Below are 24639 nucleotides of genomic sequence, written 5' to 3'. Positions count from 1 at the left end.
CTCGCTGTAAGAGCGAAACCGCCACCAGCCGTTACCGCAGAAATGGATATGTACGCAAATCCCTAACCACAGAACCCAACCCCCCATCAGTCGCCCACCCCAAGCAATTGGCTCACTTCCTGCAAGTCCCCCGTATATCGCCATAAATCCTTCACCTCAACAGGCGTGAAGGCCCCAGTGGCTGCGGGTTAATGATGTGCATCTGACGGTTCGCCAACCCTGACGGGGCTGGTCAAACCGCGCGAAGAGCAAGAGGACAGCGATGAAGGCAGTAATTCTGGCGGGTGGTCTCGGCACGCGGATCAGCGAAGAGTCACACCTCAAGCCCAAGCCAATGATCGAAATCGGCGGCAAGCCAATTCTTTGGCACATCATGAAACAGTACTCCGCCCACGGCATTCACGACTTCGTGATCTGCCTTGGCTACAAGGGCTATGCGATCAAGGATTTCTTCGCCAACTACTTCCTGCACACCTCCGACGTCACGTTCGACATGTCCAACAACCGCATGGACGTTCATCAGAACTACAGCGAACCGTGGCGCGTGACCCTGATCGACACCGGCGAAGACACCATGACCGGTGGCCGCCTGCGTCGCGCCGCCCGTTACCTGGAAGGCGAACAGGCGTTCTGCTTCACCTACGGCGACGGCGTCTCGGACCTGAACATCGGCGCGTTGGTGGACTTCCACCTGACCCACGGCAAACTCGCGACCGTGACCGCCGTGCAGCCACCGGGACGTTATGGCGCCCTGGAGCGCGATGGTGACAGCGTCAAAGGTTTCATTGAAAAACCACGCGGTGACGGCGGCTGGATCAATGGCGGCTTCTTCGTGCTGTCGCCCAAAGTCCTGCCCTACATTGCCGACGACCAAACGTCCTGGGAAGCCGAGCCATTGGCCGCGCTGGCCAACGAGCAGCAGTTGCAAGCCTTCCAGCACGACGGCTTCTGGCACCCGATGGACACCCTGCGCGACAAAAACCACCTTGAGCAGCTTTGGCTGAGCGGGGAGGCCCCATGGAAGCAATGGGACTGAGCCAGGAGTTCTGGCGCGGCAAGCGGGTTCTGCTGACCGGCCATACCGGCTTCAAGGGCAGTTGGTTGACGTTGTGGCTGCAAAGCCTCGGTGCCAAGGTCAGCGGTTTTTCGCTGGACCCGTCCACCGAACCGAGCCTGTTTGAACTGGCGCGCGTGCACGAAGGCATCAACGATCAGCGCGGTGATTTGCGTGACCTTGGCGCATTGCTGGAGCTGATCGCCGAGACCCAGCCGGAAATCGTCCTGCACCTGGCGGCCCAGCCGTTGGTGCGTGAAGGTTATCGCGACCCGTTGGGGACTTATTCCAGCAACGTCATGGGCACCCTCAATCTGCTCGAAGCCATCCGCCAGGTCGGCGGCGTGCGCGCCTGCGTGCTGGTGACCACCGACAAGGTTTACGCCAATCAGGAATGGCTGTGGCCGTACCGCGAAAACGAAGCCCTCGGTGGCCACGATCCTTACAGCAGCAGCAAAGCCTGCTGCGAGTTGCTCGCACAGTCTTACGCGGCGTCGTTCTTCCCGGCTGAAAAGTATGCCGAGCATGGTCTGGCCCTGGCCACCGCCCGCGCCGGCAACGTGTTGGGCGGCGGTGATTTTGCACCTGAGCGATTGATTCCCGATGTGCTCAGGGCCTGGTCTGCCGACGAACCGGTGACCTTGCGCTACCCGCAGGCCGTGCGCCCTTGGCAGCACGCGCTGGAACCGCTCGCCGGTTACCTGCAACTGGCGGCCGGTCTCTATGAGCAAGGCCCCGAGTTTGCCGGTGCGTGGAACTTCGGCCCGAGTGAAGCGGACATGTGCAGCGTGGGCGAAGTCGTCGAATTGCTCGCCAACCGCTGGCCACAAGCCCGTGGCTTGCGCATCGAACCGAGTGAGTTGCATGAAGCCGGCCTGTTGCGCCTGGACAGCAGTCGCGCCCGTCAGTTGTTGGCCTGGCAGCCGCGCTGGTCGTTGCAGCAGTGCCTGACCCAGACGCTGGACTGGCACCTGGCCTGGCAAAACGGCGACGACATGCGCGCCATCACCTTGGGCCAGTTGAACCTGTACCGAGGCGCGCTGTGAGCGAGTTTTCGATAAAGCCGTTGCCACTGGCCGGACTGTTCAGCGTGCAGCACAAACGCTTCGAAGATGAGCGCGGGCATTTCGCGCGCCTGTTCTGCGAAGGCAGCCTGAGCGCCTTCGGCGAACCGTTTCATATCCGTCAGATCAACCATTCCTGCACCCGTGAGCGGGGCAGTGTGCGTGGCCTGCATTATCAAAACGCGAGCGCGCCGGAAGCCAAATTGATCACCTGCCTGCGCGGCGAAGTCTGGGATGTGGCGGTGGATTTGCGCCCTGATTCCGAGACCTTCCTGCAGTGGCACGCCGAGCATCTGCGCGCCGGTGACGGTCACAGCCTGTTGATCCCGGCCGGGTTCGCCCACGGTTTCCAGGCCCTGAGCGACGACGCCGAATTGCTCTACCTGCACAGCGCGGATTACACGCCGGTGCACGAGGGTGGTTTGAGCGTGAACGATCCACGGCTGGCGATTGCCTGGCCGTTGGCTGTCAATAATCTGTCGGCGCGGGATTCCAGCCATCCCTTGCTCGATGACCGCTTCGCTGGAGTGCGTGTATGAATTGCCGTGGTTGCGGGACTTCCCTGGCTTTGCCGCTGATCGACCTCGGCACCTCGCCGCCGTCCAACGCTTATGTGCGCGCCGATCAGCTGGAGCAAGCCGAGCAATGGGTGCCGCTCAAGGTGGTGGTGTGTCAGCAATGCTGGCTGGTGCAGACCGAGGATTACACCAGCGCCGACAGCCTGTTCGACGCCGAGTATGCGTATTTCAGTTCGTTCTCCAGCACCTGGCTGGCCCATGCCGAGCGTTACGTCGCCGAAATGACCGAGCGCTTCGGCCTGACCGCTGACAGCCGCGTGGTGGAAATCGCTGCCAACGACGGTTACCTGTTGCAGTACGTCGCCGGGCGCGGCATTCCGTGCCTGGGCGTCGAGCCGACCCGCAGCACCGCACAAGCGGCACGGGACAAAGGCCTGGAGATTCGTGAACTGTTTTTCGGTCGCGATACCGCCGCGCAATTGGTCAGCGAAGGCTGGTCCGCCGACCTGATGGCTGCCAACAACGTGTTGGCTCACGTTCCGGACATCAATGATTTCCTGGGTGGTTTTGCCACCTTGCTCAAGCCGACCGGCGTGGCGACGTTCGAGTTTCCGCAACTGTTGACGCTGATGGCCGGCCAGCAGTTCGACACGCTGTATCACGAGCATTATTCCTACCTGTCGCTGACTGCTGTGCAGACCTTGTGCGAGCGCAACGGTCTTCAAGTGTTCGACGTCGCTCAGTTGCCGACCCATGGCGGCTCGCTGCGGGTTTTCGTTCAGCGTGCCGACGGTGTAGGCCGCGACGTGCAACCAACGGTTGCCAAGCAACTGCAAGCCGAACTCGCCGCCGGGGTAAAAACCGCCGAGTACTACTCGACCCTCGCACCCGCCGCCGAACGCATCAAACACGAACTGCTGCGCTTCCTGCTGCAGGCCAAGGCCGACGGCAAGCGTGTAGTCGGTTACGGCGCTGCGGCCAAGGGCAACACCTTGCTCAACTACGCCGGAGTCAAACCGGATTTGCTGGCGTGGGTGGCCGATGCCAACCCACACAAGCAGGGCAAGTATTTGCCGGGCAGCCGCATTCCGATTGTGTCGCCAGCGCAGATCGACATCGAGAAACCCGATTACGTCCTGGTGCTGCCGTGGAACCTGCTGACCGAAGTCAGTCAGCAATTAGCTCAGGTGCGTCAGTGGGATGGCCGTTTCGTGATCGCCGTGCCTGAGTTGACCGTACTGTGAAAGTGCTCGTGACCGGTGCCACCGGGTTTGTCGGCCGTCATCTGGTCGACGCCTTGCTTGCCCGTGGCTGCGAAGTCCGCGCCGTGGCGCGCAACGCCGAGACTGCCGCGACCATGCCGTGGATCAATGCCGTGGAATTCATCGCGGCGGATATTCACGCCGACGATTTGAACATCGCTGCATTGACCGATGGCGTCGACGCGTTGGTGCATCTGGCCTGGCCAGGGTTGCCGAACTATCGGGCGCTGTTCCACTTCGAGCATAACTTGATGGCCGACTACCGGTTCATCAAGGGCGCGGTCGAGGTGGGCGTCTCCCAAGTCCTGGTCACCGGTACCTGTTTCGAATACGGCCTGCAAAGCGGCCCGCTCAGCGAGCACACCGCGCCGCAGCCGAGCAACCCGTATGGGTTGGCAAAAAATACACTGCGGCTGTTTCTGCAAAACCTGCAGCAGGTTCAACCGTTCACCCTGCAATGGGCGCGGTTGTTTTACCTGCATGGCGAAGGGCAAAACCCGAGCAGTTTGCTCGCCGCGCTGGACCGCGCCGTCGACGCTGGCGATGACAGCTTCAACATGTCGGCCGGCGAGCAATTGCGTGATTACCTGGCGATTGAAACCGCGGCCGGTTACCTCGCCGCCATCGTGCAACAGCGTGACTTCGATGGCGTGATCAATTGCGCCAGCGGTCAACCAGTTTCGGTGCGGGCGCTGGTCGAGCAGCGACTGCGTGAGCGCGGCGCGTCGATCCATTTGAACCTCGGCCACTACCCGTACCCGACCCACGAACCGATGGCGTTCTGGGGCGTGGCGGACCGTTTGCAAAAGTTACTGGGAGCATCGCATGAGGCATGAGTTGTATCGGGTCGCCGACCTGCCGGTGTTGCAAAATCGCACCTTTGCCGACCCCGAGTCGGCCAGGGCTTCGGCGTGTGCCGACATGGTCCTGGTGCAGGATGAACAGAGCGGGTTGATCTTCAACCAGGCCTTCGATGCCGACAAGCTCAGCTATGACGCCGACTACCAGAACGAGCAGGCGCATTCGGGCCAGTTCCAGAAGCACCTGGGCGATGTCGAAGGCATCATTGCCCGCCACTTCAAGGGCCGGGAACTGATCGAAGTCGGCTGCGGCAAGGGCTACTTCCTCGAACTGCTCAAAGGCCTGGGCTACGCCATCACCGGCATCGACCCGGCCTACGAAGGGAACAACGCCGACGTGATCAAGGCGCCGTTCACCCGTGGCCTCGGCCTGGCGGCGGACGCCATCGTGCTGCGCCATGTGCTGGAACACATTCAGGACCCGGTGAGTTTTCTCGCCGAGATTGCCGACGCCAATCAGGGCGGGCAGATCTACATCGAAGTGCCGTGCTTCGACTGGATCCTCGAGCACAAAGCCTGGTTCGACCTGTTCTACGAGCACGTCAATTACTTCCGCCTCGATGACCTGCGCCGGATGTTCGGCACCGTGCACGAGGCCGGGCACCTGTTCGGCGGCCAGTACCTGTACATCGTTGCCGACCTGGCGACCTTGCGCCTGACCCCGGAACAACCGGTGCCACGCCTGGCGCTGCCTGACGGTTTCACCGCAAGCCTTGCGCGTGCGGTACAGATTATCCAGGACGCACCCGAGCACGGTTCGGCGATCTGGGGCGCGTCGTCCAAAGGCGTGATCTATTCGCTGTTCCTGCAAAGGGCCGGTGTGGCGGTGGATCGCGTGGTGGACATCAACCCGGCGAAGCAGGGGCGTTACCTCCCCCTGAGCGGCGTGCGTGTGTCCTCGCCGCAAGAGGCCATGGACGCGCTACCCGAAGGCGCCAACCTGTTTGTAATGAATTCCAACTACCTCGAAGAAATCAAGCGGATGACCGATGGACGCTACGTCTATCACGCCGTCGACAGCGCTTCGTTCCAGTGACTATTGAGATTAGAAAAATGACTGACAACACCATCAATAAAGCCTTCGAAGCAGAATGCGCAGAACAAATCGCCGCTCAGGGCGACGACCAGAAACTCACCGGTCTGGCCCAGGATTTCTTCAACCAGTCGGCCAAGCACAAGTACAGCTACCACTTCTCGTGGATGGGCCGTCCGATCATCCAGCTGCCGCAAGACATGATGGCGATGCAGGAAATCATCTGGCAGGTCAAACCCGACCTGGTGATTGAATGCGGCATCGCCCACGGCGGTTCGATCATCTACTACGCCTCGTTGCTGGAGCTGCAAGGCCACGGCGAAGTGCTGGGCATCGACCTCGACATTCGCCCGCACAACCGCGAAGCCATCGAAAGCCACCCGATGAGCAAGCGCATCAAGATGATCGAAGGGTCGAGCATCGACGAGGCCATCGCCGCACAAGTGCGCGCTGCCGCCGAAGGCAAGAAAGTCATCCTCGTACTCGACTCCAACCACACCCACGATCACGTGCTGGAAGAGCTGCGTCTGTACGCACCGCTGGTGTCGGTGGACAGCTACTGCGTGGTCATGGACACCGTGGTTGAAGACATGCCGGCCGATTTCTTCCCGGACCGTCCATGGGGGCCGGGCGACAACCCGAAGACCGCCGTGTGGAAATACCTGGAAGAAAACGCTGACTTCGAAATCGACCGTCAGTTGCAGAACAAGCTGCTGATCACCGTGGCGCCGGATGGCTATCTGCGTCGCGTTCGTTAATCACTCTTGAATTGAATGTAGGTTCTCGGCCTCTGGCCGGTTGTGGGGATAGAAATATGCGCGTTCAAAACACTGCTCGAAACGATGTGGCACCGCTGAATGAACGGTTGACGGTGGTGGTGATTTCCCACAACCGCAACGCTTACCTGCGGCGCACCTTGCAGTATTACAGCAGCTATCCCTGCACGATTCTGGTCCTGGACTCTTCGCTGAAAAGCGACGAGAACATCGCCCGCGATTACCCGATGGTCGATTACCGGCACCTGCCGCAATTCACCTACACCGGGTTGCAGGACAAACTCGCCTATGGCGTGAATCAGGTGACCACGCCGTACATGGTGCTGGCCGCCGATGACGATTTCCTGCTGCACGATGCGGTCACCGAGTCGCTGGAGTTTCTTGAAGACAACGCCGACTACGGCATGTGCCACGGCTACGGGATCATGTACCTGGCGCGCGCCACGGAAGTGAATTACTTCCGCCGCGACCGCAAGGGGCCGGAAGACTATTGCTCGGAGTCGGCCGAAGAACGCCTGACGCAATTCATGGGGCACTTCCTGCCGCCGTTCTACGCGGTCAGCCGTACCGAGTTGCTGCAGGACTGGCACAACGCGTTGCTGCCGGGCACCAGCTTCGAATGGCAGGAAATCGGCCATGCCTATTACATGCTCGCGCGCGCCAAGGCGCGGATCTTGCCGATCCCGTTCGCCGTGCGGGAAATCCCTTACGGTGCCTCGGAGCACAACACCAACGTGCTGACGGTGTTGACGCTCAAGGACGCAAAAACCGTGGCCGACCGCGAGCGCTTTGCCGAGTTTCTGGCGTCGCTGCCAACCGGTATGTCCCACAAGACACTGGCCGAAGGCAAGCAGGTCGCGCTGGACAGTTTCGCCACCATGGCCGACTGCCTGACCAACATGCGTTCGTTGCAGGGCACGATGATTTTCACCTCGACCTGGCTACAGGCTGGCAACGACCCTTCGCGTCTGTTTGGTCAGATGCAGTTTGTCGAGATGCCGTTCTACAACCAGCCGGTTTTCGATTTGCTGACCGAGTTCGAATTCCTGCTGCACACCATGCCGGCCGGCAAGTTGCAGCTGCAGGAACTGGAAGGCCTCTTGCTCAAGCAGCATGAACTGCTGCGCGTGCACCCCAACGACAACGAGCGCACCTTGCGCAGTCGTTTGTGGGAAGCCCTGAGCCTGTATGCGTTCAACCGCACGGTGGTGTCGCGTCTGGTCGAGTCGTTGAAGGATTCCGATGAGCCCGAAGAAGGCCACAAGCTGCAAGCCTGGGCCGAACGCCTGGCGTCGGTGCCGGCACAGGACGAGCAATCGTTGTTCGAGAACATGCCGTCCGGGCGCTTGCTGAACTGGCTCGATGCACGCAACCCGGATGCCAAGCAGCTCAAGGTGATTGAGGCGCAGCTGCGTAAACGCAATGGCGGCCCGCAGTTCGGCATCATGCTGTTGGATCTCGACGCCGACATGGTCAAGTTGCAGGCCACCTTCGACAGCCTGGTCGCTGGTCACTGCAAGGCGTTCAAGGTCGTGGTGTTCACCACCGGTGATTTGCCGGCGACCACCACACCGCGTGACACCGTGCATTTCGTCAAAGTCACCGCCACTAATTACGTCGAGCGCATCAACCAGAGCGTCAACCAATCCACCGCCGACTGGCTGGTACTGGCCGAAGCCGGTGATCAGTTCACCGCCAGCGGCCTGCTGCGCGCCAGCCTCGAACTGATGGGCGCCGAAGGTATTCGTGCCGTGGCGATGGATGAAATCCAGCGTCAGGAAAGCGGCTCACTGGCGGATGTGTTCCGTCCGGGCGTCAACCTTGATCTGCTGCAAACCGTGCCGTCGCTGATGGCCCGCCACTGGTTGATCCAGCGTGACGTGTTGGTGAACGCGGGAGGCTACTCGGCTGAATACCTGTCGGCGCTGGAGTTCGACCTGTTGCTGCGTCTGATCGAAGACGGCGGCCTGGGTGGCCTGGCGCATCTGGCCGAGCCGCTGCTGATCTGCAATGCAGCGTCCGTCGAGGAAAACCCTCACGAGCGTCAAACCCTGACCCGTCACCTGACCGCCCGCGGCTATCGCGGTCAGGTCAGCTCCGAGCTGCCTCAAACCTGGCAGATCGATTACCAGCACGCCGCGCGGCCAAAGGTCTCGATCATCCTGCACAGTCAGGACAATCTGGAGCACCTGCAACGCGCGGTGGTCAGCGTGCTGCAACGTACCCGTTACCAGCAGCATGAAATCCTCATCGCCGATAACCACAGCCAGTCCGAAGAACTGGCGACCTGGCTGACCAGCCTGGAAGGCAAGGGCGATCGCCTGCGCGTCCTGCGCACCGGTAAACGCTTGAGCGCCTCTGCACTGCATAACTTCGCGGTCAGCGAAGCCAAGGGCGCCTACGTGGTGTTGATGTCGGCCGAAGCTGAAGTGGTCAATTCCAACTGGCTCGACAGCCTGCTCAATCAGGCCCAGCGTCCGGAAGTCGGGATTGTCGGCGGCAAGCTGATGAACATCCGTGGAGCGACCACACAAGCGGGTCTGGTGCTGGGCTTCAACGGCGTGGTCGGTTCGGTGTTTGTCGATGAGCGCAAAGATGCCAAGGGCTACATGAACGCTCACCAGGTCGAACAGAATTACTCGGCGGTGTCCGGCGCTTGCATGATGGTGCGCAAGGAGTTGTACGAGGCCGTTGGCGGTCTGGACGAAGAGCATTTCGACGAAGCATTCGCCGACATCGACCTGTGCCTGAAAGCCGCCGACGCCGGTTACCTGATCGTCTGGTGCCCACAAGCGCAGATGCTGCACCCGGGCCTGTTGCCGGATGCACCGCAAACGGCCGCGGCCCTGCAAGACAAGTGGAGCGCGCGCTTCACCCAAGACGCGGCGTACAACCAGAACCTGGCCTTGACCGGCAAGGGCTTTACCCTCGGCGCAGCCTCCAGTGTGAACTGGACGCAGTTGCTCGCTTAAGCCTGGCTGACAGGTACAAGGACTCAAGGCATGTTTAACGGTAAATCGATTTTCATCTCCGGCGGCACAGGCTCCTTCGGGCGCAATTTCATTCGTCGGCTGCTGGAGCAGTACCAGCCCAAGCGCGTCGTCGTGTTCTCGCGCGACGAGCTCAAGCAATACGAAATGCAGCAGACGTTCAATGCGCCGTGCATGCGTTACTTCCTGGGTGACGTGCGCGACGCAGACCGTTTGCGCCAGGCCATGCGCGGCATCGATTACGTGGTGCATGCCGCCGCCCTGAAGCAAGTGCCGGCGGCGGAATACAACCCGACTGAATGCATCCGCACCAACGTCAATGGCGCCGAGAACATCATCGCCGCGGCCATCGACAACGGTGTGAAAAAAGTCGTGGCGCTGTCCACTGACAAAGCGGCCAGCCCGATCAACCTGTACGGCGCGACCAAGTTGCTGTCGGACAAACTGTTTGTCGCTGCCAACAACATTGCCGGTGAGCAGCAGACCCGGTTTGCCGTGGTCCGCTACGGCAACGTAGCCGGTTCGCGGGGGTCGGTGGTGCCGTTTTTCAGCAAGCTGATCAACGAAGGCGCAACCGAACTGCCGATCACCGATGAGCGCATGACGCGTTTCTGGATCACCCTCGATCACGGCGTGCAATTCGTGCTCGACAGCTTTGCGCGCATGCACGGCGGTGAAGTGTTTGTGCCGAAGATTCCATCGATTCGCATCGTTGATCTGGCGCAGGGCATGGCTGAACACCTGCCGCACAAGAACGTCGGGATTCGCCCGGGCGAAAAACTCCATGAATTGATGGTGCCGCTGGACGATGCGCGGATGACCCTGGAGTTCGCCGATCACTACACGATTCAGCCGTCGATCCGCTTCACCAGTGTCGACGTGGATTTTGCCGTGGACAATCTGGGCGAACAGGGGAATGCCGTGAGCGAGGACTTCGAATACCGCTCCGACACTAACCCGCACTTCCTGTCGGTGGGTCAAATCGCTGACCTGCACGCTGAGTTGTCGGCATGATTCCTTACGGTCGGCAAAGCCTCGATCAGGCAGACATCGATGCGGTGGTTGCCGTGTTGCAGTCTGACTGGCTCACGCAAGGGCCGACCATCGAGCGTTTCGAACAGGCCATGGCCGAACGTTGCCAGGCCGGTTTTGCGGTGGCGGTATGCAACGCCACGGCGGCGCTGCACATCGCTTGCCTGGCTGCTGGTCTCGGGCCGGGTGATCGCTTGTGGACCACGCCGAATACCTTTTTGGCCTCGGCCAACTGCGGCCGTTATTGTGGCGCCGAGGTGGATTTCGTCGACATCGATCCGTTGACCTGGAACCTCGATGCCTATGCCTTGAAAGCGAAGCTGCAAGCAGCCGAAGACAGCGGCACGCTGCCCAAAGTCCTGGTGGCGGTGGCCTTCTCCGGACAAAGCTGCGACATGCGCATGATCGCCGGACTGGCCGAGCGCTATGGCTTCACGGTCATCGAAGACGCATCCCATGCGGTTGGCGCGTCCTACGCCGGTCGCCCGGTGGGCTGTGGCGAATTCGCCGCCATGACGGTGTTCAGTTTCCACCCGGTCAAGATCATCACCAGTGCCGAAGGTGGCATGGTGCTGACCAATCGCCCGCAGCTGGCTGAACGCTTGCAACGTCTGCGCAGTCACGGCATGACCCGCGACCCGCAGCACATGACCGAACCCAGCCACGGCCCGTGGTATTACCAGCAAGTGGAACTGGGCTTCAATTATCGCATCACTGACTTGCAAGCAGCCCTTGGGTTGTCACAGCTGGGTAAACTCGACGGGTTTATCGAACGTCGTCGTGAACTGGTGGCGCGTTATGAGCGGTTGCTGGCGTACTTGCCGGTGACCCTGCCGAGCATTCAGCCCGAGGCCGAGTCGGCGTGGCACCTGTACGTGGTGCGCCTGCAGACGGAGCGCATCAACCTCAGTCATCGGCAGGTGTTTGAAGGTTTGCGAGCGGCCGGGGTCGGGGTGAATCTGCACTATATTCCGGTGCATTTGCAGCCGTACTATCGTGACCTGGGATTTTCCGAGGGGGACTTCCCTCACGCGGAGCGTTACTACGCCGAGGCCATCAGCCTGCCGCTGTTTCCTTTACTGAGCGATGAACAACAGGATTATGTGGTCGAGCAGTTGCGACGGCTGGTCCTTGAGGAGTAATACCTTGAGCAGCGTTGCGATCATTCCGGCCCGAGGTGGCAGCAAGCGTATTCCCCGCAAGAACCTCAAGCCGTTCGACGGCGTGCCGATGATCGTTCGCTCGATTCGTACGGCGCTGGATTCGGTGCTGTTCGATCAGGTGGTTGTCAGCACCGACGATGAAGAAATTGCCGAGGTTGCCCGGGCGCATGGGGCTCACGTGCCGTTCATGCGTCCGGCGTCGTTGGCGGATGATTTCACCGGCACGGCGGCGGTGATGGTTCATGCCTTGACTGAACTGCCCGCGTTCGACTTTGCCTGTTGCATCTACGCGACCGCGCCGCTGTTGCAAGCACGGTATCTGCGCCAGGGGCTGGACGTGCTGGAACAGCATCCGGACAAATCGTTTGCATTTTCCGTCGCCGGTTTCGGCTTCCCGGTGCAGCGTGCCTTGACCCTCGACGAAGAGGGCGCCTTGACCTCGCTGTACCCGGAGTTTCGCACGATCCGTTCCCAGGATTTGCCTGAAGCCTTTCAGGACGCCGGCCAGTTTTATTGGGGGCGTCGCGAAGCCTGGTTGCGCGGCGATGTATTGTTTTCCCCGGCGAGCCTGCCAGTGATTTTGCCGCGGTATCTGGTGCAAGACATCGACACCGTTGAAGACTGGAAGCGTGCCGAATACCTTTACGCGGCATTGAAAGCCGGCGGTGAAGTGCAATGAGAGTGCTGATTCGTTCCGACGCTTCGCCGACGATTGGCAGCGGCCATATCGCGCGCCTGTTGCCACTGGCCAGAACCTTGCGCAAGCAGGGTTCGCACGTGGCGTTCGCCTGTCGTCTGCTGCCGGGCCATCGACTGGATGCTTTGGCGGGTGAGGGCTTTGAAACCTTTGCGCTGCCGGATCGTTATCCCGATGAAGATCCGCAACAAGCCATCGAATCGATGCTGCCGTGGCAAGCGGACATTGACGCATTGGCACAGGTGCTGGAAGACCAGCCGGCGTTCGACTGGATCATTGTCGACCACTATGGCCTCGATCATCACTGGCAAACCGCAGCCCGACGCTGGGCACCCCGTATCGCAGCGGTGGATGACCTTGCGACGCGCATCTATAGCGTCGATCTGCTGCTCAATCAGAACCTGTCCGGTACACCTGAGGCTTATGCCTCGCTGCTGCCGGAGAGGTGCCAGACCTTGCTCGGCCCGCGCTTTGCGATGCTGCGTGATGAGTTCAGCTGTGCGGCCATTGAGATCAAACCCCGGGCCAAACGGGTGTTGGTGAACTTCGGGGGTTTTGACGCAGCGATGCAGACGCACCATGCGATGTTGGCGCTGGCGGACTTGCGTGAACTGGAAGTCGATTTCGTGGCCGGTGCCGATAATCCGGCCTGGGAACAGATGCTGGCGTTGGCGGCGGATCGTCCGAATTGGCGTTTGCACAGTTTTGTCAGCGACTTCTACCGATTGATGACCGAGGCTGATTTGTTTGTCGGCGCTGGCGGCGGTACCAGCTGGGAGCGGGCGGCGCTGGCGCTACCGACGATTTGCATCGCCGTGTCGAATAATCAGCAGGCCAATGGCGAAGTCATGGCGGCAGCGGGGGCTCATGTCTACCTGGGGCCGCGTGAGCAGGTCAGTGTTGAACAGCTGCGTCAGGCCGTGGGATTTGTCGCGGACAATCAGGGCTTGCGCCAGAGCCTCGCCGAACACTCCCGGCGGTTGGTCGATGGCCGAGGTGCGCAGCGTGTGGCGGCTGCATTGGCCGGTGCGGTTTTACAGATACGCCCGGCGACCCTGGGCGATTCGACGTTGTTGTTCGAGGGGCGCAACGCGCAGGCCGTGAGGCGCTGGTCGCTGGAGACCGGTGTCATTGACCGGCAAGCCCATCAAAACTGGCTAACCGCCAGCCTGAGCAATGACCAGCGCTTGTTATTGATCGCCGAGGCGGATGACGGCCCGGTCGGTGTGCTGCGTTATGACCGGCGTGGCGTTGAAGCCGAAGTGTCGATTTATCTGTTCGAAGGCCGTTTCGGGCTGGGCTGGGGCAGGGCGCTGCTGGCGCGGGGCGAGGCCTTCGTCACCCGTCATTGGCCACAACTGACCGCCATCACCGCTCAGGTTTTGCCGTCCAACCAGCCGTCGCTGAAGGTCTTTCGCGAAGCCGGTTTCACTCAGAGTGCCTGCGCGTTCACGCGCGTATTGAAGGATCACCGCAATGACTAGTTTCAAGATCGGCAACCGCTTGATCGGTGCTGACGCGCCGCCCTTCATCATCGCCGAGATGAGTGGCAACCATAACCAGTCGCTGGACATGGCGCTGCAAATCGTCGAAGCGGCGGCCAAGGCCGGCGCCCACGCCTTGAAACTGCAAACCTACACGGCCGAGACCATGACCCTGGACCTGTCCGAAGGTGAGTTCTTCATCAAGGACCCCAACAGTCTGTGGGCGGGCACCTCGCTGTATGCTCTGTACGAAAAAGCGCATACACCGTGGGAGTGGCATGCACCGATTTTTGCCCGGGCCAAGGAACTGGGGATGCTGGCATTTTCCACACCGTTCGACGACAGCGCCGTCGACTTCCTCGAAAGCCTCGATGTGCCGGCCTACAAGATAGCCAGTTTCGAGAACACCGACTTGCCGCTGATTCGCCGGGTCGCCGGCACGGGCAAGCCGTTGATCATCTCCACTGGCATGGCCAGCATCGCCGAGCTCGACGAAACCGTGCGCGCGGCCCGTGAGGCCGGTTGCAAGGACCTGGTGCTGCTCAAGTGCACCAGCACCTATCCCGCAACTCCGGCCAACAGCAATGTGCGCACGATTCCTCATCTGCGTGAATTGTTCGGTTGCCAGGTCGGTTTGTCCGATCACTCCATGGGTGTTGGCGTTTCCGTGGCCGCGGTGGCGCTGGGGGCGACGGTGGTGGAGAAGCACTTCACCCTCGACCGCGCGGCCGGTGGCGTGGATGCCAGTTTTTCGCTGGAACCGGCGGAACTGGCCAGTCTGGTCGTCGAGACCGAGCGTGCCTGGCAGGCGATGGGCCAGGTGCATTACGGCGTGACAGAAGCCGAGCGCAAATCCCTTGTTTACCGTCGCTCGCTCTATGTCACCCAGGACATGGCCGCCGGCGAGCCCTTCACCACGGCCAATCTGCGCGCCATCCGTCCAGGGCTGGGTCTGGCCCCCAAGCACGCTGAAACCCTTCTGGGCCGCCGCGCCCGCCACGCTATCACGCGTGGAACCCCTGTGGACTGGTCCTTGGTCGAATAACACCTTATCGGTTTGATTCGGCAAAATAGAGTGACCTGTGAGTCATAACGCGCATCTTCACTGTATTGTATTAATCGGGAAGATGGCGCCTGGCCTGTTTCTGGCCCAGTGATAGCCTTTTATTCTTCCCGCCGTCGCGGCTTCGAGGCGACGTTTTTCTCTGTTTGTCGGCGCCCTCGAATCCTTGCGAGCGGTGGTATTGGGCTGTTTATTATTGGGAAGCCGTAATGATTGGCATAAAAAGCATTGCGAGCTACGTTCCTGTAGCCGGCATAGACAATTACGCACAAGGTGCAAAATTCGAGAAGGATGAAGAATTCATCCTCGGCAAGATCGGTTCCGCTTTCCTGCCGCGCAAAGACGATGGGCAAGAAACCTCGGACCTGTGCGTCGAAGCAGCCAATGCGCTGTTCGCCAATAACCCTGATTTGAAACGTGAAGCGGTCGATGTGCTGATCGTGGTCACCCAGAACGGTGACGAAGAAGGCCTGCCACACACCGCGGCCATCGTTCAGGACAAACTCGGTCTGCCCACCACCGTGGCGGCGTTCGATATTTCCCTGGGCTGCTCCGGCTACGTCTATGGCATCTACGCGATCAAGGGCTTCATGGAAGCCGCCGGCCTGAAGAATGGCCTGCTGATCACCGCCGATCCGTATTCCAAGATCGTTGACCCCGAAGACCGCAACACCACCATGCTGTTCGGCGATGCCGCTACCGCCACCTGGATGGGCGAAAACGCTCCATGGCAGTTGGGCAAGGCCAAGTTCGGCACCGACGGTTCCGGCGCGCCACACCTGAAAGTGACCGATGGCGTGTTCTTCATGAACGGTCGTCAGGTATTCAACTTTGCGTTGCTCAAAGTCCCGGCGCATTTGCATGAACTGCTGGCCGATTCGCAACTGACGGCTGACGATGTCGATGCCTTCTGCATTCACCAGGGCAGCGCGGCGATTGTCGATGCCGTGGCACGGCGCTTCGAAGGCGAGCCGGAGAAGTTCCTCAAGGACATGGTCGAGACCGGTAATACCGTGTCGTCGAGCATTCCGCTGCTGCTGGAAAAACATGTACTGGATTCCAGCTGGAGGCGTGTAGCGCTGAGTGGTTTCGGCGTTGGCTTGTCGTGGGGTTCGGCGATCATCTATCGCCCTTGACGGCGACGTTTCAGTCAAAGAAAACCAGACACAAAAAAAGCGCTCAAGGTGTAATCTTGAGCGCTATTTTTTTGCCCGGACAATAAGCGAGGCGGCATGAGCGAGTTCTTTGAGCACAACGTCGATGTCATCCAGCAGCGCTGGCCGGCATTGGCTGTGCGCTTGCTGGTGGAAGACACGAGCCTGTTGCAGGCGGATCTGGTGGAAGGCCTGGGCTCAACGTTGAGCATCAACGGCATTCAGTTGACCAGCCGCCATGATCGCAGCCGCGAGGCCAGGGTCCAGGCCGACAGCTTGCCGCTCGACAGCCCTGTGCTGCATGTTTACGGCACCGGTCTTGGCGATCTGCAAACCGCCTTGCTTGAGCGCGTCGGGCTTGAGCGATTGTACGTGCACATCCTCAACGGTGCGGTGTTCAACCTGGTGCTGCAATTGCTTGATCAGCAGCCGTGGCTCAGCGATCCGCGAGTCGAGCTGCTGTATGCCGGTGATCTTGCGGAAATCAAGCTGCCGTATTTTGCCTTGCCGTCTGAACTGGTCCTGGCCGATGACTTCAGCGCGAAGATTCGTGATCGCCTGATCAGCGAAACTCACCTGGCCTTCAACAACCGAGAGTTCGACCCGCAGTCGCCCGAGATTATCGAGCGCTTGCAAGCGTGTCTGGCGCTGGTGCAAACCGATCCTGACGTGACCGAATTGTTCGGTACCCGTCCCGGCCAGGAGGTGTTCGTCATTGCCACCGGCCCTAGCCTGGAACAGCATTTCGAGACTTTGCGCGTCATTCGCAGCCAGGCTGAGCGGCCGTTGTTCATCTGCGTCGACACCGCTTTTCGCCCGTTGCTCAAGCATGGTATCCGTCCCGACGTGGTGGTCAGCATCGATCAGCGCATTTCAGCCCGGCACTTGCCGCCGGAAGACACGGCCGACATCACGCTGGTGTACATGCCCATGCTCGATCCATTGGTGCTCGAAGCCTGGCAAGGGACGCGTCATTGCAGTTATTCCGCCAGTCCGATCTACCAGTCGTTGCGTGCGCAATTGCCCAGGGGCGAGTTGTATGTCGGCGGTAGCGTGATTCACCCGGCCGCCGACCTGGCGGTGAAGATGGGCGCAACGCAAATCACTTTGTTCGGTGCCGACTTCGCCTTCCCTGGCGACAAGACCCACGCAGGCTGGAACGACGGCGACCTGGGACCGCAACTGGGTGCCGCCAGACACTGGGTGCTGGATGGTCGCGGGCAGCGCATCAAGACTCAGCTCAATTTCCGCAGCTATCTGTGTGAACTGGAGCGGTTTATCACCGTCCATCCGCAGGTGCGCTTCTATAACAGCAGTCGGGCAGGGGCGATGATCGCCGGAACCGTTTTTCATCCGGAGTTCGCCTCATGAGTGCTCGTGAATCTTTTATTGCCGAAGCGCAGCACTGCGCCACCTTGTTCCGTCTGGGGCGCGATGTAGAAGCGGGGCTGGCGATGACCGAGCTGGTTGGTGCGGTTCACCCCACGTTCGATTCAAGGACGCAGGACGTACAGCAGCAATGGGCGTTTGTGCTCGGTCAGATGTTTGCGTGTCAGGAAGCACAGAACTGGCTCGCCCTGGCAGATTATCTGGAGTACGAACTGGTCGAGTTGCTGACCGACAGCCTGTCCCTTTAAGCAATTTTTCTTCTGTCGGTGCAGGCGAGTCCTCGCCAATCCCGTCGCCGACAGTTCCCTGACGTCAGCTTTTCGTTGTTATCACGCTGCCAACCCCTTGATTTACAGGGGGTGGCAACGTGATGGCAAATATTTTTGAAAATCCCCTAAAGCAAGTTGCATTGGCGACGATAACTATTACGAAGGTTCTCTAGGCCATACCCGGCGGTTGCCAGGGCCGGAAGCCGCAGTACCCAACCAACGAGGAATTCGTCATGGCTTTAACAGTAAACACCAACGTCACATCGTTGAACGTTCAGAAGAACCTCAACCGTGCTTCCGACGCTCTGTCGACTTCGATGTCTCGCCTGTCTTCCGGCCTGAAAATCAACAGCGCTAAAGACGACGCCGCCGGCCTGCAAATCGCTACCCGTATGACCTCGCAAATCCGCGGTCAGACCATGGCGATCAAAAACGCCAACGACGGTATCTCGATTGCTCAGACCGCTGAAGGCGCGATGCAGGAATCGACCAACATTCTGCAGCGTATGCGTGAACTGGCTGTTCAGGCACGAAACGACTCGAACGGTACTCAAGACCGCGTCGCTCTGAACAAAGAATTCTCGGCAATGTCGGACGAGCTGACTCGTATCGCCAAGTCGACCAACCTGAACGGTAAAAACCTGATCGACGGTACTGCTGGCACCATGACCTTCCAGGTTGGTTCCAACACCGGTTCGGCTAACCAGATCACTCTGACTCTGGCTTCCGGCTTCGACGCCGTAACCCTGTCCGTTGACTCGGCTACCCTGCAAATCACTGGTAACAGCTCGGCGACTGCTCAGGCTTCGTTCTCTGCTGCAATCACCAAGATCGACCTGGCTCTGCAGACAATCAACTCCAGCCGCGCCGACTTGGGTGCTGCACAAAACCGTCTGACCAGCACCATTTCCAACCTGCAGAACATCAACGAAAACGCCGCCGCTGCACTGGGTCGCGTACAAGATACCGACTTCGCTGCTGAAACTGCACAGCTGACCAAGCAACAAACTCTGCAACAAGCTTCCACCGCAGTTCTGGCTCAGGCCAACCAACTGCCATCCGCTGTACTGAAACTGCTTCAGTAATAGCTGATTGAGTTTTGGCGAGGGGTGTGCGCTGGTCGTGCCCTCTCGCTTTTTTACTTTTAGAGGTGATGGACATGGATATGAGCGTGAAGCTGAACTTGTCTTATCCGGCGGCCAAGCACGCGACTCCGGTTGCCGACAAGGCTGCGGAAAAGCCTCAAGCGGCGCCCGCGAAAGTGGTCGACGTCAAGGAAGCGCGCAAGACTGCACAAACTGAACAGGACAAGCTGAAAATGGCAGTCCAGGAAATTGAAAAATTCGTTCAGTCGGTCAAGCGTAACCTGGAGTTCTCGATCGATGAGCCTTCAGGGCAAGTCGTGGTGAAAGTCATTGCCAGTGAGTCGGGTGAGGTGGTTCGCCAGATCCCCAACGAAGAAGTCTTGAAACTGGCCAATAGTTTGAATGATGCAAGCAGCTTGTTGTTCAGCGCGAAAGCCTGACAGCTGGCACGAATTTTGTTGCTATGTTCTTTTGGGCGTTGTAGTGGTCAAAAGGCCGGCGACACACTGAAGGGAGTTCCACATGGCAAGTCCAATTTTACCGGGCACGGGTTTAGGTTCAGGCCTTGATACCGGTGCTATCGTCAAAGCCTTGGTCAACGCTGACAAAGCGGCCAAACAAGGTCAGATCGACCGTGGGACCACGACCAACACGGCGAGCATCTCCGGGATTGGTACGCTGAAGTCGCTGCTGGCGACGTTCCAGAAAGCACTCACCGATCTGGGCAGCACGACCACCCCTCAGTTCACGGGTTATTCGGCAACGTCCTCCGACCCCAAAGTACTGACTTCCACGTCCAGCAACACCGCTGTTGCCGGCAATTACGTGGTCAAAGTCACCAGTCTGGCTACCTCCTCGAAAGTGGCCTCTGCGGCCTTTGCTGGCGGCGCGACCAGTCCGATCACGGCAGGCACGCTGACCATCACCCAGAACGGCACCAGCTATCCGGTGACCGTCGGTGCGGGCGCCACGTTGCAATCGGTGCGTGATTCGATCAACAGCCAGTACCAGGCCAGCGGCCTGAGTGCCAACATCGTGACCGACAGCTTCGGTTCGCGCCTGGTGTTGGGTTCGACCACGACCGGTGCAGGTTCCGATATCTCCGCCACCGGTATCCCTGAGCTGACCATCGACGGCACTGCCGCCATGGCCGCCGTACCGACCGCGACTTCTTCAGGTGCGATTGGCGGCCTGGCGGCGGATGCGGTGTTCTCGGTGGATGGCCTGGCGATGACCAGCAAGTCCAACACCGTCGACAAGACGATCTCCGGTCTGAGCCTGGTCCTGACCGGCGCCGGTACATCGACCGTTAACGTTGCGACCAACAACGATGGTCTGAAGGCATCGATCCAGAAGTTTGTCGACGCCTACAACGCTGTTGCCAACGCTGTGACGTCCTTGACCAAGCCGTCCCTGGACGACGATGGCAAGCCGACTGTCTCGGCTGCGCTGACCGGTGACCCGCTGCCCCGTTCGCTGCTGGCCGCCATTCGTGGCCCGTTGTCCCAGACCGGCGCGGGCGACAAGCTGACCGTGCTCTCGCAGTTGGGCATCACCACGGACCAGAAGACCGGTGCGTTGAACTTCGACGGCACCAAGTTCACTGCTGCGATGAACGACAAGAAGCTCGGTGGCGAAGTCCAGACTCTGTTTACCGGCACCAACGGTTTGCTCGAACGCATGAACAATGTGATCAAGCCGTACACCGATACCGGTGGCATTCTCGACACTCGCACCACCAACCTGAATGTAACCAAAACCAAGCTGACGGCTGATCAGGCTGCCCTGGATCGTCGGGTCGAAACCCTGACCGCTGTACTGACCAAAAAGTACAACGACATGGATACCCTGGTCGGTAAGTTGAAGGCAACCGCCAGCAACATCACCGGGATGTTCGAGGCCATGGCCGCGCAGCAGAAGAACTCGTAACACGCATAACGCCAAAAGCCCGGCAGCGTTTTCAAGCGCTCCGGGCTTTTTGCATTTGAATCTAAAGTTTTTTGACGCGTTGTCGATACACTGGTTAGACGAACTACAGAATTTTGATGAGGTACAACATGAATCCAATGTTAGCCCTTCGCCAATACCAGAAGATTGGCGCTCAAGCGCAAACTTCCGAAGCCAGCCCTCATCGACTGGTACAGATGCTGATGGAAGGTGGTCTGGACCGTATTGCCCAGGCCAAAGGCGCCATGGAGCGTAAAGACATTCCGAACAAGGGTGTATTGATCGGCAAGGCCATCGGCATCATCGGTGGTTTGCGTGAAGGTCTGGACCTTGAGAACTCTATCGAAACCGTCGGTGAGCTCGACAATCTCTACGCCTACATGATGAAGCGCCTGGCTGAAGCCAACATCAAGACTGACCCGAAGATTCTCGACGAAGTCGCTGATTTGCTTCGTACAGTCAAAGACGGTTGGGATGGTATTGCCGCACCGGGTCCGCAGTTTTAAGGAGATCACCATGAGTCTTGTATTGCAGCGAATCGAACACACCCGCGATGCCTTGGTCGGTGCATTGGCCGAGCGCAACTGGGAAGCCATCGGTGAGTTGGATCTGGCGTGCCGATCCTGCATGGAAGACGTTTTGAGTGAGGCTTCGGTGGACGAGGCCGCGTTGCGCGACAACCTTGAGGAGTTGCTGGGGGTGTACAAGCAGCTGCTTGAAGCCGCGACGGGGGAGAGGCAAGCGATAGTCGACGAGATGTCGCAGATCCATCAAGCACAGAACGCGGCAAAGGTTTACCATCTGTTTGGTTAATTAATCCTCGGTTAATCCAAACATAGTGCGCCATAAATTTGACTGTGCACGGTTTTTTGACTTAACTAGTGGCTGGTTACAGATTTCAGGCGTGTACAGGCAGAATGTGTCTGCAAGCGTCTAGCTTGCCCCATCATTTTTGGGCATTGAGTTGACTAGGGAAGTTGCTATTGCATGTGGCGTGAAACCAAAATTCTGCTGATTGATGACGATAGCGTCCGCCGCCGCGACCTGGCGGTGATTTTAAATTTTCTCGGTGAAGAAAATTTACCCTGCGGAAGCCATGACTGGCAGCAGGCTGTCGGCTCTTTGTCATCAAGTCGTGAAGTAATCTGTGTCCTGATCGGGACGGTCAATGCTCCTGGCGCACTTACGGGCTTGTTAAAGACACTCGCAACCTGGGATGAGTTCCTTCCGGTTTTGTTAATGGGCGATAATTCTTCCGTTGACCTGCCAGAAGACCAGCGTCGCCGGGTGCTTTCGACCCTCGAAATGCCGCCCAGCTACAGCAAATTGCTCGACTCCCTGCATCGTGCCCAGGTCTATCGCGAGATGTACGACCAGGCCCGCGAGCGCGGTCGTCACCGTGAACCCAATCTGTTCCGCAGCCTTGTCGGCACCAGCCGGGCGATTCAACACGTCCGTCAGATGATGCAGCAAGTGGCCGACACCGACGCCAGCGTCCTGATCCTTGGCGAGTCCGGTACTGGCAAGGAAGTGGTTGCGCGCAACTTGCACTACCACTCCAAGCGTCGTGACGCGCCGTTCGTTCCGGTCAACTGCGGGGCGATCCCGGCCGAGTTGCTGGAAAGCGAATTGTTCGGCCACGAGAAGGGCGCCTTCACCGGGGCGATCACCAGCCGTGCCGGGCGTTTCGAACTGGCCAATGGCGGTACGCTGTTTCTCGATGAGATCGGCGACATGCCGCTGCCGATGCAGGTCAAGCTGCTGCGCGTGCTGCAGGAGCGCACCTTCGAGCGCGTGGGCAGCAACAAGACCCAGAGCGTCGACGTGCGCATCATTGCAGCGACGCACAAGAATCTCGAAAGCATGATCGAGATCGGCACCTTCCGCGAAGACTTGTACTACCGCCTGAACGTGTTCCCGATCGAGATGGCGCCACTGCGCGAGCGCGTCGAAGACATCCCGTTGCTGATGAACGAGTTGATCTCGCGCATGGAGCACGAGAAGCGCGGTTCGATCCGTTTCAACTCGGCAGCGATCATGTCGCTGTGCCGTCACGGCTGGCCGGGTAACGTTCGCGAACTCGCCAATCTGGTGGAGCGCATGGCGATCATGCACCCGTACGGGGTGATCGGCGTGGTCGAGTTGCCGAAGAAATTCCGCTACGTTGACGACGAAGACGAGCAACTGGTCGACAGCCTGCGCAGCGATCTGGAAGAACGGGTGGCCATCAACGGTCACACCCCGGACTTCACCGCCAACGCCATGCTGCCGCCCGAAGGCCTGGATCTGAAGGACTACCTCGGTGGTCTGGAACAGGGCCTGATTCAGCAAGCGCTGGATGATGCCAATGGCATCGTCGCACGCGCCGCTGAACGGCTGCGGATTCGTCGCACCACGCTGGTGGAAAAGATGCGCAAGTACGGCATGAGTCGTCGCGATGGAGATGAACAGGCGGAGGATTGACGCCTGTTTTTCAAGTCCTTCATTTATGGGCGGTTTTTTTTAGGCACGGGTATTGCTAAGTCCCTCGCAACGTTCCGTTTAACTGACGGTCAGCCAAGCGAGAGAGCACGATGCCCCAAGCCGCCCAGATGTCTCCTGTCCCTGACGCTTCGGGACAACCGTCGTCCGTAGAGCAGGCAAGCCGGCTTGGCCTTGAGCAGGCGTTTGCGCTGTTCAGCCAGATGTCGAGTCAACTGACCGATTCCTACAGCATGCTTGAAGCCCGGGTCACCGAGCTCAAGGGTGAGTTGGCGGTGGTCAGTGCCCAGCGCATGCAAGAGCTGGCGGAAAAAGAACGCCTGGCCAATCGTTTGCAAAATCTCCTCGACCTGTTGCCTGGTGGTGTCATCGTCATCGATGCCCAAGGCATCGTGCGTGAAGCCAATCCGGCAGCGTGTGAATTGCTCGGGCTGCCGCTCGAAGGCGAACTCTGGCGTCACGTCATCGCCCGCTGCTTCGCGCCTCGCAAGGACGACGGTCACGAAATCTCGCTCAAGGACGGTCGGCGTCTGTCGATCGCCACTCGCTCGCTGGACGCCGAGCCGGGTCAATTGGTGCTGCTTAACGACCTGACTGAAACCCGTCATCTGCAAGATCAACTGGCTCGCCACGAACGCTTGTCTTCCCTGGGGCGCATGGTCGCCTCGCTGGCGCATCAGATTCGCACGCCATTGTCGGCCGCTTTGCTGTACGCCAGTCACTTGACCGAGCAGGAACTGCCGGTCGCCACGCAGCAGCGTTTTGCCGGTCGCCTGAAAGAGCGTCTGCATGAGCTGGAGCATCAGGTTCGCGACATGCTGGTGTTCGCTCGTGGCGAGCTGCCGCTGACCGATCGCGTCACGCCCAGGCAACTGATGCAATCGCTGCAAGCGGCGGCACTGACGCAGGTCCAGGACCTGCCCGTGCGTTGGCAGTGCGACAGTCATGCTGGCGAGTTGCTGTGCAATCGCGACACGCTGATCGGGGCGATCCTCAACCTGATCGAAAATGCGATTCAGGCGAGTGCCGGTGATGTCCGTTTGAAGGTTCACTTGTATACCCGCGAGGACAGCCTGCGCGTGTGCGTCAGCGACAGCGGCAGTGGTATCGACAGCACGGTGCTGGCGCGTCTGGGTGAGCCGTTTTTTACCACCAAGACCACCGGAACCGGCCTGGGCCTGACCGTGGTCAAGGCCGTGGCCCGTGCGCATCAGGGCGAATTGCAACTGCGCTCGCGGCCGGGGCGCGGCACCTGTGCGCTGGTGTCCCTGCCGCTTTTTTCGGGTGACAAGCCCGGCGCTCAGGGAGCGGAATGAAA

Annotated in this window: 23 protein-coding genes; all 23 read left to right on the top strand. The window is 59.7% G+C overall.

All coding sequences use genetic code 11. From position 1 onward, the window contains the following. The first annotated feature begins 262 nt into the window (after nt 1-262). The 23 genes from rfbF (at nt 263) to J2X66_RS04160 (ending at nt 24637) form a co-directional block, all read left to right on the top strand. Entirely contained in the window at nt 263-1036 is a 774-nt protein-coding gene (gene rfbF, locus J2X66_RS04270; protein WP_123434018.1) for a glucose-1-phosphate cytidylyltransferase, read from the top strand. Continuing rightward, nucleotides 1018-2100 (top strand): CDP-glucose 4,6-dehydratase, encoded by a 1083-nt coding sequence (rfbG, locus tag J2X66_RS04265; RefSeq protein WP_310261256.1) that lies wholly within the window; start codon nt 1018-1020, stop codon nt 2098-2100. Before rfbF ends, rfbG begins: the two co-directional genes overlap by 19 nt. Further along, nucleotides 2097-2657, top strand: a complete 561-nt coding sequence (locus J2X66_RS04260; RefSeq protein WP_310261253.1) for a dTDP-4-dehydrorhamnose 3,5-epimerase family protein — start codon at nt 2097-2099, stop codon at nt 2655-2657. Before rfbG ends, J2X66_RS04260 begins: the two co-directional genes overlap by 4 nt. Continuing rightward, nucleotides 2654-3880: a class I SAM-dependent methyltransferase gene (locus tag J2X66_RS04255; RefSeq protein WP_310261251.1), complete on the top strand. Its 1227-nt coding sequence runs from the start codon at nt 2654-2656 to the stop codon at nt 3878-3880. The genes J2X66_RS04260 and J2X66_RS04255 overlap by 4 nt, the downstream gene beginning before the upstream one ends. Beyond that, the gene (locus J2X66_RS04250; protein WP_310261248.1) at nt 3877-4734 is read left to right on the top strand and encodes an NAD(P)-dependent oxidoreductase; all 858 of its coding nucleotides are present in this window, start codon (nt 3877-3879) and stop codon (nt 4732-4734) included. The genes J2X66_RS04255 and J2X66_RS04250 overlap by 4 nt, the downstream gene beginning before the upstream one ends. Next, nucleotides 4724-5794 carry a class I SAM-dependent methyltransferase gene (locus J2X66_RS04245; RefSeq protein WP_310261245.1) on the top strand — a complete coding sequence of 357 codons (1071 nt, stop codon included), beginning with the start codon at nt 4724-4726 and terminating at the stop codon, nt 5792-5794. The genes J2X66_RS04250 and J2X66_RS04245 overlap by 11 nt, the downstream gene beginning before the upstream one ends. A 17-nt stretch (nt 5795-5811) precedes the next feature. Next, nucleotides 5812-6549 (top strand): cephalosporin hydroxylase family protein, encoded by a 738-nt coding sequence (locus tag J2X66_RS04240; RefSeq protein WP_027922337.1) that lies wholly within the window; start codon nt 5812-5814, stop codon nt 6547-6549. A 56-nt stretch (nt 6550-6605) separates the two neighbouring features. Next, complete coding sequence (locus J2X66_RS04235) at nt 6606-9539, top strand: TIGR00180 family glycosyltransferase (RefSeq protein WP_310261241.1); 2934 nt, start codon at nt 6606-6608, stop codon at nt 9537-9539. Nucleotides 9540-9569: 30 nt separating this feature from the next. Next, a complete protein-coding gene (pseB, locus tag J2X66_RS04230) occupies nt 9570-10571 on the top strand; it encodes a UDP-N-acetylglucosamine 4,6-dehydratase (inverting) (protein WP_310261236.1) in 1002 nt (333 codons plus the stop codon). Beyond that, nucleotides 10568-11731: a UDP-4-amino-4,6-dideoxy-N-acetyl-beta-L-altrosamine transaminase gene (gene pseC / locus J2X66_RS04225; protein ID WP_310261233.1), complete on the top strand. Its 1164-nt coding sequence runs from the start codon at nt 10568-10570 to the stop codon at nt 11729-11731. The genes pseB and pseC overlap by 4 nt, the downstream gene beginning before the upstream one ends. Nucleotides 11732-11735: 4 nt before the next feature. Further along, nucleotides 11736-12431: a pseudaminic acid cytidylyltransferase gene (gene pseF, locus J2X66_RS04220; RefSeq protein WP_310261230.1), complete on the top strand. Its 696-nt coding sequence runs from the start codon at nt 11736-11738 to the stop codon at nt 12429-12431. Then, complete coding sequence (pseG, locus tag J2X66_RS04215) at nt 12428-13933, top strand: UDP-2,4-diacetamido-2,4,6-trideoxy-beta-L-altropyranose hydrolase (RefSeq protein WP_310261227.1); 1506 nt, start codon at nt 12428-12430, stop codon at nt 13931-13933. Before pseF ends, pseG begins: the two co-directional genes overlap by 4 nt. Then, nucleotides 13926-14978, top strand: a complete 1053-nt coding sequence (gene pseI, locus J2X66_RS04210; protein WP_310261224.1) for a pseudaminic acid synthase — start codon at nt 13926-13928, stop codon at nt 14976-14978. The genes pseG and pseI overlap by 8 nt, the downstream gene beginning before the upstream one ends. Before the next feature lie 227 nt (nt 14979-15205). Further along, nucleotides 15206-16132, top strand: a complete 927-nt coding sequence (locus J2X66_RS04205) for a ketoacyl-ACP synthase III (RefSeq protein ID WP_310261221.1) — start codon at nt 15206-15208, stop codon at nt 16130-16132. Nucleotides 16133-16228: 96 nt separating this feature from the next. Then, nucleotides 16229-17521, top strand: coding sequence for a 6-hydroxymethylpterin diphosphokinase MptE-like protein (locus J2X66_RS04200; protein ID WP_310261218.1), 1293 nt, complete (start codon nt 16229-16231; stop codon nt 17519-17521). Then, a complete protein-coding gene (locus J2X66_RS04195; RefSeq protein WP_310261215.1) occupies nt 17518-17787 on the top strand; it encodes a hypothetical protein in 270 nt (89 codons plus the stop codon). Before J2X66_RS04200 ends, J2X66_RS04195 begins: the two co-directional genes overlap by 4 nt. 254 nt (nt 17788-18041) lie before the next feature. Then, complete coding sequence (locus tag J2X66_RS04190) at nt 18042-18893, top strand: flagellin domain-containing protein (protein WP_310261213.1); 852 nt, start codon at nt 18042-18044, stop codon at nt 18891-18893. 74 nt (nt 18894-18967) lie between these two features. Further along, on the top strand, nt 18968-19333 hold the full coding sequence (locus J2X66_RS04185; protein WP_140670833.1) for a flagellar protein FlaG: 366 nt from the start codon (nt 18968-18970) through the stop codon (nt 19331-19333). An 82-nt stretch (nt 19334-19415) separates the two neighbouring features. Then, the gene (gene fliD, locus J2X66_RS04180) at nt 19416-20822 is read left to right on the top strand and encodes a flagellar filament capping protein FliD (protein WP_310261208.1); all 1407 of its coding nucleotides are present in this window, start codon (nt 19416-19418) and stop codon (nt 20820-20822) included. A gap of 128 nt (nt 20823-20950) precedes the next feature. Continuing rightward, a complete protein-coding gene (gene fliS, locus J2X66_RS04175; protein ID WP_027922350.1) occupies nt 20951-21346 on the top strand; it encodes a flagellar export chaperone FliS in 396 nt (131 codons plus the stop codon). A gap of 10 nt (nt 21347-21356) precedes the next feature. Continuing rightward, nucleotides 21357-21653: a hypothetical protein gene (locus J2X66_RS04170; RefSeq protein WP_008044601.1), complete on the top strand. Its 297-nt coding sequence runs from the start codon at nt 21357-21359 to the stop codon at nt 21651-21653. Nucleotides 21654-21827: 174 nt separating this feature from the next. Beyond that, nucleotides 21828-23303: a sigma-54 dependent transcriptional regulator gene (locus J2X66_RS04165; RefSeq protein WP_027922351.1), complete on the top strand. Its 1476-nt coding sequence runs from the start codon at nt 21828-21830 to the stop codon at nt 23301-23303. A gap of 128 nt (nt 23304-23431) precedes the next feature. Further along, nucleotides 23432-24637, top strand: coding sequence for an ATP-binding protein (locus tag J2X66_RS04160; RefSeq protein ID WP_310261448.1), 1206 nt, complete (start codon nt 23432-23434; stop codon nt 24635-24637). The last annotated feature ends 2 nt before the right edge of the window (nt 24638-24639 follow it).

Origin of the sequence: Pseudomonas sp. 3296 (assembly GCF_031456615.1) — a bacterium.
GTDB lineage: Bacteria > Pseudomonadota > Gammaproteobacteria > Pseudomonadales > Pseudomonadaceae > Aquipseudomonas > Aquipseudomonas mucoides.
The sequence above is the reverse complement of the archived record's forward strand: the minus strand, read 5'-3'. Positions and strand labels throughout refer to the sequence as shown.